10 protein-coding genes are annotated in these 10713 nt (G+C 72.7%); 2 read left to right on the top strand and 8 right to left on the bottom strand.

What is annotated here, in order from left to right; genetic code table 11:
* Nucleotides 1-13: 13 nt before the first annotated feature.
* The 8 genes from TR48_RS37095 to TR48_RS37060 all read right to left on the bottom strand — a co-directional run bounded on the left by TR48_RS37095 (nucleotide 14) and on the right by TR48_RS37060 (nucleotide 9202).
* Nucleotides 14-601: a phosphorylase family protein gene (locus tag TR48_RS37095; RefSeq protein ID WP_042375066.1), complete on the bottom strand. Its 588-nt coding sequence runs from the start codon at nucleotides 599-601 to the stop codon at nucleotides 14-16.
* Nucleotides 598-2673, bottom strand: coding sequence for a squalene--hopene cyclase (shc, locus tag TR48_RS37090; RefSeq protein WP_084730083.1), 2076 nt, complete (start codon nucleotides 2671-2673; stop codon nucleotides 598-600). Before shc ends, TR48_RS37095 begins: the two co-directional genes overlap by 4 nt.
* A 4-nt stretch (nucleotides 2674-2677) precedes the next feature.
* On the bottom strand, nucleotides 2678-3823 hold the full coding sequence (locus tag TR48_RS37085) for a polyprenyl synthetase family protein (RefSeq protein WP_084730082.1): 1146 nt from the start codon (nucleotides 3821-3823) through the stop codon (nucleotides 2678-2680).
* Entirely contained in the window at nucleotides 3820-5193 is a 1374-nt protein-coding gene (hpnE, locus tag TR48_RS37080; RefSeq protein WP_042375063.1) for a hydroxysqualene dehydroxylase HpnE, read from the bottom strand. The genes TR48_RS37085 and hpnE overlap by 4 nt, the downstream gene beginning before the upstream one ends.
* 100 nt (nucleotides 5194-5293) lie before the next feature.
* On the bottom strand, nucleotides 5294-6214 hold the full coding sequence (gene hpnD / locus TR48_RS37075) for a presqualene diphosphate synthase HpnD (RefSeq protein WP_042375061.1): 921 nt from the start codon (nucleotides 6212-6214) through the stop codon (nucleotides 5294-5296).
* Nucleotides 6211-7233, bottom strand: coding sequence for a squalene synthase HpnC (gene hpnC, locus TR48_RS37070; RefSeq protein WP_236652504.1), 1023 nt, complete (start codon nucleotides 7231-7233; stop codon nucleotides 6211-6213). The genes hpnD and hpnC overlap by 4 nt, the downstream gene beginning before the upstream one ends.
* A gap of 237 nt (nucleotides 7234-7470) precedes the next feature.
* The gene (locus TR48_RS37065) at nucleotides 7471-8280 is read right to left on the bottom strand and encodes an ABC transporter ATP-binding protein (RefSeq protein ID WP_042375070.1); all 810 of its coding nucleotides are present in this window, start codon (nucleotides 8278-8280) and stop codon (nucleotides 7471-7473) included.
* 7 nt (nucleotides 8281-8287) lie between these two features.
* Nucleotides 8288-9202: an ABC transporter permease gene (locus tag TR48_RS37060; RefSeq protein ID WP_439654531.1), complete on the bottom strand. Its 915-nt coding sequence runs from the start codon at nucleotides 9200-9202 to the stop codon at nucleotides 8288-8290.
* A gap of 169 nt (nucleotides 9203-9371) precedes the next feature.
* Here TR48_RS37060 and TR48_RS37055 point away from each other — a divergent pair, with 169 nt between their 5' ends.
* Together TR48_RS37055 and TR48_RS37050 are read left to right on the top strand one after the other, a co-directional pair.
* Complete coding sequence (locus tag TR48_RS37055; protein ID WP_084730080.1) at nucleotides 9372-10037, top strand: TetR/AcrR family transcriptional regulator; 666 nt, start codon at nucleotides 9372-9374, stop codon at nucleotides 10035-10037.
* Nucleotides 10038-10066: 29 nt separating this feature from the next.
* Nucleotides 10067-10713 (top strand): pyridoxine/pyridoxamine 5'-phosphate oxidase (locus tag TR48_RS37050; RefSeq protein WP_063771141.1); only part of this gene is annotated, 647 nt, incomplete at its 3' end.

Raw genomic sequence — 10713 nt, 5'->3', positions numbered from 1 at the left:
GGCAGGACGCTCCTCAGTCCACTACAACGTTCGGGTGCCAGGTCGCGAGCACCGTCCCGACCTGCTTGAGCGCGCGCAGCGCGCGGATGCCGTGCGTGAGCGTGGCTGGGCGGACCAGCTCGTACTCGGGTGTGTCGACGACGACGCGGACGGACAGCACGGGCACGCCTGGTGCGGCGCGGCAGACGGCGGCGGTCTCCATGTCCACGCAGGTGATCCCCGCCCGCGCGAGGCGGGTGCGCTCGGACCCGCGCACCACGTGGTCACTGGAGTGGAGCACGCCCTGGTGCACGCTCAGCCCGGCATCCACGAGCGACTGTTCGAGCAGCTTGGGAGTGCTTTCCGCGACCACTCCACGATCGTCGCGCACCTCGGTGGCGATCACGACGTCCCCCGGACGGATTCCCGGGACGACGGACGCACCGAGGCCCGCGAAGACCAGCGCGGAGGGCGCGTGCGCCCGCGCGCGGAGCGTCTCCCGCATCGCGCGCTCCGCGCGCGCCGGTCCCATCCCGGTCCTGACCGGCCGCGCCTCCCGCAGCGCGAGCGCCTCGATCCCGAGCGCGCACGCCACGAGAGGCGCGGATCTGTCGCCGCTCATCGCAGTCGCCTGCCCGCCAGGGAGGGCAGCAGTCGCCGCGGGGCCGGGGCGTCGGACGCGCCGCCGGTCGGCGGCGGCACGTTGCGCAGGGCGTCGTGGTCCAGCTCTCCCGGCGTCAGGTGCGGGGTGCCGTACAGGTAGCGGCCCAGTGCCGTCACCGGGAAGACCAGGCGGTAGAGGTTGTAGTTGATGCTGAAGTCCCACGGGAAGCCCGTCCCGGTGAACTCCGGCTCGTCCCAGGTGCCCTCGGCCAGCTGGGTCTGCGCCAGCCAGCGCACGCCCCGGTCCACGACCTCGCCACTCTCGCCCGCGGCCAGCAGCGCCATCAGCGCCCACGCCGTCTGCGAGGCCGTCGAGGTGCCGCGGCCGGCCCAGGACTTGTCCTGGTAGGAGCGCATGTCCTCGCCCCAGCCGCCGTCGGCGTTCTGCTTCTCGGTGAGCCACGACACCGCACGCCGGACGGAGCTGTGCTCCGTCGGCAGGCCCGCCGCCACCAGCGCGGGGACGACCGAACCGACGCCGTAGACGTAGTTGGTGCCCCAGCGGCCGAACCAGGAGCCGTCCTCCTCCTGCTCCTTCAGCAGCCAGTCGATGCCGCGGCGGGTGCGCGGGTCCCCGGCCTTGCCGTCGGCGGCGAGCATCTCGACGACGTGCGCGGTGACGTCCGCGCTCGGCGGGTCGACGACCTCGCCGAAGTCGCAGAAGGGCAGCTTGTTCGGCAGCGTCGAGGTGTTGTCGACGTCGAACGCCGCCCACGCGCCGTTCTTGGACTGCATCCCCAGCACCCAGTCGATGCCGCGACGCGTCGCCGCGGCGACCTTCCCGGGCTCGGGGTGGGCGATCCGGCGCAGCGCGAGGACGACCTCGGCGGTGTCGTCGATGTCGGGGTAGTTGTCGTTGTCGAACTCGAACGCCCAACCGCCCGCGGGCAGCGACGGCCGCTGCACGGCCCAGTCGCCGCGGCGCAGCACCTCCTCGCCCAGCAGCCAGTCGGTGGCCCGCACCAGGGCCTCGTGGTCGGCCGGGAGGCCGGCGTCCGCGAGGGCGATCAGCGCCAGGCAGGTGTCCCAGACCGGCGACTGGCAGGCCTCGATCCAGCGGTGGCCCTCGTCGGTGTGCACCGTGAAGCGGTCGAAGGCGGCGAGGCCGGCCTTCATGACCGGGTGGTCCATGTCGTAGCCGAGCAGGTGCAGGGCGATCAGCGAGTAGACGGCCGGGGGCTGGATGCCGCCCCAGCAGCCGTCGGCCTCCTGCCGCTCGACGATCCACCGCGCGGCCTGCTGCAGCGCCAGCCGGCGCAGCGACTTGACCGGCATCTTGTGGTAGTAGTGCAGCGCCTTGTCCAGGCGGTGGAAGAAGCCGTCCCAGGTGTAGGCGGGCGCGATCGGGCGGCTGCGGTACGGGTTGGCCGGGTCGGTGTGCAGCTCGTCCAGGGCGAACGGCGCGGGCCGCACCGGGCGGTGCGCGGAGACGACGGTGAGCGGCACGATGGTCTGCCGGGCCCAGCAGCCGAACGAGTAGATGTTCAGCGGGAAGCTGCGCGGCAGGAAGATGACCTCCGGCGGCAGCTCCGGCAGCCGCTCCCAGGGCCACCAGCCGAACAGGGCCAGCCAGATCCGGGTGAACACCCGGGTGGCGGCGATGCCCCCCTGCTCGCGGATCCAGCGCGAGGCCCGCTTCATGTGCGGGGCCTCCGGGTCGTCACCGGCGAGCTTCAGTGCGACGTACGCCTCGACCGTGGTCGAGAGTTCGGACGGGCCTCCGTAGAACGTGGCCCAGGTGCCGTCCTCCCCCTGCTGCGACCGGATCCAGTCGGCGGTCGCGCGCGTCTGCTCCTCCGTGCGGATCCCGAGGAACTGACGGAGCAGCAGGTCCTCGGCATCCATGGTGACGTTGGTCTCCAGGTTGCCCTTCCACCAGCCCGTCTCGTCCTGCAGGCCGAGAAGGTGGGTGGTGGCCCTGGCGAGCGTCTCGCGCGCCAGGCGGGTCGTCTCCGACTCCGTGGTGGTGCCCTCCGCGGCCGGCTCTGCTTCGTACTGTGGGTCGAGCCGGCCGTCCGGGGATGCTGTCATCTCGTCACCTCTCCCTGACAACAACGAACTCCGCGAGCGCCGCGAACTGCGCGCGTACCTCCGTCGGCATGGCGACCTCGTCGAGGGCCGCCAGCGCCGTGCTGTGCTGCCTGCGGGCCTCGTCCGCCGTCCAGGCGCGGCCGCCTGCCTCCTCGATCAGCGCCGCGCGCACCGCGAGTTGTTCCTCGTCCTCGTCACCGCGTCCCTCCGGGTCGGCCAGCAGCTCGGCCAGGCGACGCGACGCCTTGCCGTCCTCGGCCAGCGCGGCCGAGACCGGCAGCGACTTCTTGCGGGCGCGCAGGTCGCCGAAGTTGGGCTTGCCGGTGACCTCGGTGTCGCCCCAGATGCCGAGCAGGTCGTCCACGGCCTGGAAGGCGAGCCCGAGGTGGTAGCCGTAGCGCTCCAGCGCGTCCGCGTCGGTGTCGTCCATGCCGGCCAGGACGGCGCCGATGGAGGCCGAGACGGCGAGCAGGGCCCCGGTCTTGTTGCCCTCCATCTCCAGGCACTCCTCCACGCTGACGCGGTCGCGGTGCTCGAAGGAGAGGTCCTGGGCCTGGCCGTCGATCAGCTTACGGGTGGCGACGGTCAGGCGGTGGACGGCGCGCCCGGCGTCGACGGCGGAGGCGGTGCCGTGGCCGGGGGCCTCCAGCAGGATCTCGTTGGCGAGCGCGAACATGGCGTCGCCGACCAGGATCGCCTGAGCGGGGCCGAACACCGTCCAGACGGTGGCGCGGTGGCGGCGGGTCTCGTCCCGGTCCATCAGGTCGTCGTGGAGCAGCGAGAAGTTGTGCACCAGCTCGACGGCCACGCCGCCGGGGACGCCGACGGACGCCGGGGCGCCGGCCGCCCGCGCGGAGAGCAGCGCGAGGGCGGGGCGGACGGCCTTGCCGCTGTCGGCATTGGTCGGATTGCCCTGGGCGTCGGTCCAGCCGAAGTGGTAGGCGGAGACGGCGTCCATCGGCGCGGCGAGCCGGGAGACGGCCTCCCGGAGCACGGGGGTGCACAAGGTCCGGCCGTGGTCCAGCAGGGCGGGCACGTCTTCCGCCCGGGCCGTCGGTGCCTGATCGGGGCGCGCTACCACGCTCGTTCCCTCTCCGTTCGCTCGGCTGAGTCTCGTGTCACTCGTGTCAGCAGTCTTGATGTCGGTCATCGCAGCTCCCTCAGGACGTTCCGGGCCGCTGCGGTCCCACTGCGCACGGCGCTCTCCATGGTGGCGGGCCACCCCGTGGCGGTCCACGCGCCGGCCAGGTGCACGCCGGGGGTGCCCGTGGCCGGGCCCGGCCGCAGCGCGCCGTTGCCGGGCGTGGGCGCGAAGGTGGCGGTGCGCTCGCGGGTCACGAAGAACTCGGTGACCTCGGCCTCGCGGGCGCGCGGCAGCAGCCGCTCCAGGGCGGGCAGGTAACGCTGCCGCAGCACGGCCACGGGCTCGTCGATCTCGGTCTGGACGGCGGACTGGGACAGAGCCACGTACTGGCCGGGCCCGCGCAGCCCGGAGTGCGCGGTGCGGTCGAAGACCCACTGGATCGGCGATCCGAGCGCGGCCAGGAACGGCCCGTCCAGCACCGGCCGGTCGTAGACCACGTGCACGTTGAGGATCGGGGCGTAGCCGATCTTGAGCAGCGCCTCGGGCTCGTCCAGGCTGCCGGGGGGAAGCAGGTCGTGCGCGGCGTCCTGCGGCACGGCCAGCACGACGGCGTCGAGGTCGCGCAGGGTCTCGGCCCCGCCGTCGAGACGCTCGCCCTCGAGCTGGACCTCGTGGCGCCCCTCCGGGCCGGGCGTGATCTCCGCGGCGCGGGCGCGCAGCAGGACCCGCACGCCGACGCGGTCGAGCGCGGCGCGGGCCATGTCGTCGTGGATGCGGCCGAGCGGCACCCGGGCGAAGCCGATGTCGGAGGCGCCCGGGTCGGTGAGCAGGCCGGTCTTGAAGACCATGGCGGCCAGCGCCAGCGAGGACTCCTCGGCGGTGGCGTTCAGGGTGGCGACGCCGACCAGGTCCCACAGCGCCTCGACGGCGCGGGCGGACTGGCCGTGCTCGCGCAGCCAGTCGGCGAAGGAGCGGCGGTCCAGCGCCGGGTCGTCCAGGTCGAGCCGCTGGAGCGCCAGCGCGGCGCGCCCGGTGGCGGCGCGCTCGGCGAGGCTGAGGTGCGGGTAGCGCAGCAGGCCGCGGCCCAGGTGCAACGGCACCGGCAGCGGGTCGCGGCTGATGCTGCCCTGGCGGCCGGTGTTGACATCGCGGACGGGCACGTCCAGGCGCGGCTGGATCATCACCTCGTCGCGGACGCCGAGCCGCTGGAGCAGGCCGCGGTAGGCGGTGCAGCAGCGCAGGAAGACGTGCTGGCCGTTGTCGACGGTCAGCGCGCCGCGCTGGAAGGAGAAGGCGAGGCCGCCCAGGCGCGGGCGGGCCTCGGCAAGGGTGACCTGGAGACCGGCGTCGGCCAGGCGCAGAGCGGCGGTGATGCCCGCGAGCCCACCGCCGATCACCAGGGCGCTGCCCTGACGCGTCCTGTTCATCGGAGCCATCCCCCCTTCCGGTCTCCTGTGGGCCGCGACGCGGCGCGGCGTCGTGTGGTTCCCCGCCGGGCCGGGCGGGGAAACGGGTTCGACACGAACGGACGGTCCTTCAAGAGGAACGCCCTCCCACCAGCCCGGAGAGTGCTACGTAGGCCTTCTCCCAGCCGGGCAGCGAGACGCGGCCGCGCAGCACCGCCTCCGGCTCGGCGATGATCCGCTCGAGCACCCGGTGGTAGATCCCGGCCATGGCGCCGACGCAGGCGCGGCTGCGGCGGTCGAGCATCGGCAGCAGGCGCAGACCCTCGTCGAAGTAGCCCTGGGCGCGACGGGCCTCGAACAGGATCAGGCCGCGGAAGTCTTGTCCGGGCGGCGGGACGGCCAGGCCGAAGCCCTCGGGCTCGCAGCCGTAGGCGGCCAGGTCCTCGGCCGGGAGGTAGATCCGGCCGTTCCCGGCGTCCTCGCGGACGTCGCGCAGGATGTTGGTCAGCTGCAGGGCGAGGCCGAGGGTGTCGGCGTACTCGGCGCCCCGCTTGGGGTCGGTGCAGCCGAAGACGGACAGCGACAGCATGCCGATGGTGCCGGCCACGCAGCGGCAGTAGTGCCGCAGCTCGTCGAAGGTGGCGTACCGCGCGCCGCGGACGTCCATCTCCATGCCGTCGATCAGCTCGTCGAAGCAGTCGAGCGGGATCGGGAACAGCGAGCAGGCGTGGGCGAGCGCGACCTTGACCGGGTCGGTGTCCTCGGGCTCGACCGTGCCCTCGCGGATCTCGTCCAGCAGCGCGCGGGTGCGGCCGAGCTCCTCGAACTTGCGCTCGTCCGACCAGCCGCCGTCGCCGATGTCGTCGATGCGCCGGGCCAGGGCGTAGATCGCGGACATGGCGCGGCGCTTGGGCGCGGGCAGCAACCGGATGCCGTACGAGAAGTTCTTGGCCTGGCTGCCCGTCACCGCCTCGCAGTACTGGTAGGCGGCCGCCACCTGCGGTGACGGCGCCTGCGCGGCCGTGCCGGACCCGTTGCTCTGCGGACTCACCTCATGCCTTTCGAACGACTACCACGTGTGGCGGCGCGGCGACCGCCGAGCACCAGGGTGACGGCGGCCTCGCGCGCGAGGCGGCCCTTGCCGGCCTTGGGAGCGCCGGCCAGGACGTCGTACCCGGCCGCGGCGACGGCGCCGAGGGCGGCGTAGCCGCCCGCCGAGAAGCCGGCCAACAGCACCCGCAGCCGTCCGGAGACGGAGTCGAGCAGCGGCGAGCCCTCGTCCAGCAGCGCGCGGGCGCGCTCCGACTCGTACAGCACCAGCCCGCGCAGGGGCGTCCCCGCGCGGTCGGCGTCGAGGTCCTTCTCGCTCACCCCGAAGCGCTTCATGTCCTGCGCCGGCAGGTAGACGCGGTCGCGGGCGCGGTCCTCGGCGACGTCCTGCAGGTGCTCGACGACCTGGAGCGCGGTGCACACGGCGTCGGACCAGCGCAAGCGCTCGGGGGTGGCCAGACCCGCGAGCTGGAGCACCAGCCGGCCCACCGGGTTGGCTGACAGCTCGCAGTAGGCCATCAGGTCGTCGAAGGTCTCGTAGCGGGAGACGCGCTGGTCCATCCGGTTGGCCTCGATCAGGCCCCGGAACGGCTCCACGGTCAGCCCGTGCCGCTCGATGACGGGGACCAGCGCGGCGATCAGCGGGTGGCGCGGACCCCGCGCGCCGGGCGTGCCGAGGACGGCCTCGAAGGCGGCGTCCACGTCGGCGTCGAGGGCGTCCAGCAGGGCCAGCCGGAAGGCGGTCTCCTCCTTGTCCGCGGCGGCCTCGCCGCCGGGCTCGGCCTCGACCGGCTCGACGCCGAGGACCTCGGCGGTGCCGCGCGGATCGGGCAGATCGCCGTCGCCCGCGTCGTCGACGAGGCGGGCGAAACCGTAGACGGCCATCAGGCCCTCGCGCATGGCCGGCGGCAGGAAGAAGGGGGCGACGGGGAAGTTCTCCCGCGCCGCCTTGTCCAGAACCGCTCCCGATGATCCCCCATCGGACATCAGTTCACCCGACTGCTGCTCGCGCACCGCCATGACCGCCACCCCCCCGTTCTACACCGATCTTGACAAGCTGCCCACAGGGGACACGCCTTGGCACCCCGGCTGCCTAGCCCGCCGTCCCCACGATCTTGTTCATACCCTATGCCCGCAGCCTACGTCCCCGCACGGACAGCCGCCGGGGCGGGTGGCCCCGGCGGCTGTCGGATCGTTATGGACGGTGTGCGCACGGCTTCGGCAAGCGGGTGACACCGGCCCGGGCAAGGCCCGCGGCTAGCGTTTGTTGGTCCAGTCCTCGTACTCCTTGACGACGTCCTCGGTGGGTCCGTCGGCGCGGATGAGGCCGTGCTCCAGCCAGATGGTCCGGTTGCAGGTCTCGCGGATCGTGGAGTTGCTGTGCGAGACCAGGAAGACCGTGCCGGCCTCCTTGCGCAGCTCCCGGATGCGCTCCTCGCTGCGCTTGCGGAAGGCCATGTCACCGGTGGACAGCGCCTCGTCGATCATCAGCACGTCGTGGCTGCGCGCCGCGGAGATCGCGAAGCGCAGACGGGCACCCATGCCGGAGGAGTACGTGCGCATGGGCAGGGAGATGAAGTCGCCCTTGTCGTTGATGCCGGAGAAGTCGACGATGTCCTGGTACTTCTCGCGCACCTCGGCGTAGGTCATGCCCATCGCGAGGCAGCCGAGGACGACGTTGCGCTCGCCGGTGAGGTCGTTCATCAGCGCCGCGTTGACGCCCAGCAGCGCCGGCTGGCCGTCGGTGTAGACGGCGCCCCGGGCCGGCGGCAGCAGGCCGGCGATGGCGGCCAGGGTCGTGGACTTGCCACTGCCGTTGGAGCCGATCAGGCCGACCGCCTCGCCCTTGTAGGCGGTGAAGCTGATGCCCTTGACCGCGTGCACCTCGGTCAGCGCCGGGGAGGCCTTGCGCCGGACGATGCGGGACAGCGCGGAGGTCGCGCTGCCCTTGCCCGCTCCCGCCCCGTAGACCTTGTACACGATGTGCATGTTGTCGACGATCACCGTCGGGATCTTCTCGGTGGGCGGCGGCGGGGGCCCCTGGGGCTCCAGCACGCTGTCCAGCATCTCCTGGTCATCCACGGCCGTACTCCTCCTCTGCCTTCCAGAAGAAGACATAACCACCGAGGCCGCCAATCACGGCCCAGGCCGCGGCCATGATCCACACGTGGTGCGGCAGGCTGCTCGCGGGGACCGAGTCCATGAGCGAGTAGCGCATGAGCTCGATGTAGATCAGGGCGGGGTTCGCCTCGATCAGGGTGCCGGCCCAGTGCGGCAGCTTGGACGCGACGCTGTCGACGGCCCAGAACACGCCGGACAGGTACATCCAGGTGCGGATGATGAACGGCATCAGCTGGGCCATGTCGCTGGTCTTGGCGCCGATGCGCGCCATGAACATCGCCAGGCCCGCGTTGAAGGTCGACTGCAGCAGCAGGACCGGGATGATCAGCAGCCAGTTCACCGTCACCGGCAGACCGCTGACCAGCACGATGACGCCGAGGACGCCCATCGACACGACCAGCTGCTGGAGCTGGTTGACGGTGAACGCGATGGGCAGGGCCGCGCGCGGGAAATGCAGCGCCCGGATCAGGCCCAGGTTGTCGGAGATCGACCGGGTGCCGGAGAGCACCGCGGCCTGGGTGAACTGGAAGACGAAGACGCCCGTACACAGGTACGGGATGTAGTCCGGGATGCCCTTGCTGACGTGGAGCAGCAGGTCGAAGATCAGGAAGTAGACGGCCGCGTTCAGCAGCGGCGTCAGCACCTGCCAGACCTGGCCCAGCTTCGAGGAGGAGTACTGGACCATGAGCTTGGCGGTGGCGTAGGCGCCGATGAAGTAGCGCCGCTGCCACACCTGCCGGGTGTACTCGGCCAGGCTGGGCCGCCGCCCGCTGATGGTCAGGCCGTACTTGGCGGCCAGTTCCGCGGGACCGAGGCCCGCGTCCGGGTCGGCCACGCCCGCCGCCCGCTGCTCAAACACCGTGGACACGCTACTCCCAAGCTTCGTCCCACTGGACAGGACGGAACGGTATCGTCTCATCCTGTGTAGGACGCTAACGGGGGCGGGCGACGAAACGCAAGCGTTGCGTCGAGACGCTGGCGTATCGTCGGATCCGACAGGAGCCGCCGCACGCGCACCAGTGCTGACAGGGGAGCATATGGGAACACAGTCCGGCCAGGCCGCGGTTGCCGACACCCGGGCGGGGACTCCGTCGGGATCGGCCGCGCAGGCCGAGGGCAAACGGCCGCCCACGGGGGCCGCACTGCTGCGCGACGATGTGACCGAAGCCATCCGCGCGGCCGTGTTCGAGGAACTGGCCACCACCGGGTACGCCCGTCTGTCGATCGAGGCCGTGGCCCGGCGCGCGGGCGTCGGCAAGACCGCCGTCTACCGCCGCTGGCGCTCCAAGCTGCCGATGGTGATCGAGGTCGTCTCCGAGATCGTCAGCGCCGGGATCCTGCTGCCGGACACCGGCTCGCTCCACGAGGACCTGCGCCTGCTCATCCAGGTCGTCTACCGCCTGCTGCGCCACCCGCTGGCCGCGCAGATCGTCCCCGACCTGCTGGCCGAGGCCGCCCGCAACCCCGAGATCGCCGGAACGCTGGCCCTGGCCCTGCGCGAGACGCAGCGTGAGAGCAGTGCGGCGCTGGTGCGCCGCGCGGTCGCCCGCGGCGAGCTGCCCGCCTCCACCGACCCGGATCTCGCGCTCGACCTGATCGCCGGTCCCCTCTACTGGCACCTGCTGGTGACCCGCGAGCCGGTGACCCGGGACTACCTGGAGCGGCTGGCCCGCTCCACCGCCGCCGCACTGGGCGCCTCGTGACCGGCGCGGGACGCCCGACCGGGTCGACCGTGCGGGAGCTGCTGTTCGGCGTGCCGATGCTGGCGGGCGAGCTGCCCGGTTTCGATCCGGACGGCGCGCCCGAAGAACCGTTCCCGCTCTTCCTCTCCTGGCTTCGGGAGGCCCTCGCGGCGGGCGTCCGCGAGCCGCACGCCATGACGCTGGCCACCGTCGACGCGGAGGGCTGCCCGGACCTGCGCGTCGTCGCTCTGCGCGACGCGACCGAGGCTGGCTGGAGCTTCGCCACGAACGCGGACAGCCCCAAGGGCCGTCAGCTCGCCGCGCAGCCGCAGGCCGCCGTCCTCTTCCACTGGCGCGAGCAGGGCCGCCAGATCCGCGTTCGGGGCCCCGTCGTCCGGGCGGACGCGGAGACCACCGCGCGGGACTTCCTCGACCGGCTGCCGGGATCGCGGGCGGCGAGCCTGGTGGGGCACCAGAGCGAGGTGCTCGGCGACCCGGCCGCGCTCCCCCGCGCCTTCGAGGCCGCCTTCGCCCGCGTCGAGGCCGAGCCGTCCACGGTGGACCCGCTGCACGCGCTGTTCACGGTCACGCCGCGCTCCGTGGAGTTCTGGCAGGGCATGCCCGGACGGGGTCACATCCGCCTGCGGTACCGCGCGGAGAGGGCCGCCGGGCCGTGGGTGCGCGAGCGGCTCTGGCC

Source organism: Streptacidiphilus neutrinimicus, assembly GCF_000787815.1.
In the GTDB taxonomy this organism is placed as follows: Bacteria; Actinomycetota; Actinomycetes; order Streptomycetales; family Streptomycetaceae; genus Streptacidiphilus; species Streptacidiphilus neutrinimicus.
This window is presented reverse-complemented; position numbering and strand designations above follow the sequence as displayed.

Excerpts from the sequence above, each read along its gene's own strand:
- TR48_RS37095 (WP_042375066.1), bottom strand. The coding sequence starts at position 601 with ATGAGCGGCGACAGATCCGCGCCTCTCGTGGCGTGCGCGCTCGGGATC.
- shc (WP_084730083.1), bottom strand. The coding sequence starts at position 2,673 with ATGACAGCATCCCCGGACGGCCGGCTCGACCCACAGTACGAAGCAGAG.
- TR48_RS37085 (WP_084730082.1), bottom strand. The coding sequence starts at position 3,823 with ATGACCGACATCAAGACTGCTGACACGAGTGACACGAGACTCAGCCGA.
- hpnE (WP_042375063.1), bottom strand. The coding sequence starts at position 5,193 with ATGGCTCCGATGAACAGGACGCGTCAGGGCAGCGCCCTGGTGATCGGC.
- hpnC (WP_236652504.1), bottom strand. The coding sequence starts at position 7,233 with ATGGCGGTGCGCGAGCAGCAGTCGGGTGAACTGATGTCCGATGGGGGA.
- TR48_RS37065 (WP_042375070.1), bottom strand. The coding sequence starts at position 8,280 with ATGCTGGACAGCGTGCTGGAGCCCCAGGGGCCCCCGCCGCCGCCCACC.
- TR48_RS37055 (WP_084730080.1), top strand. The coding sequence starts at position 9,372 with ATGGGAACACAGTCCGGCCAGGCCGCGGTTGCCGACACCCGGGCGGGG.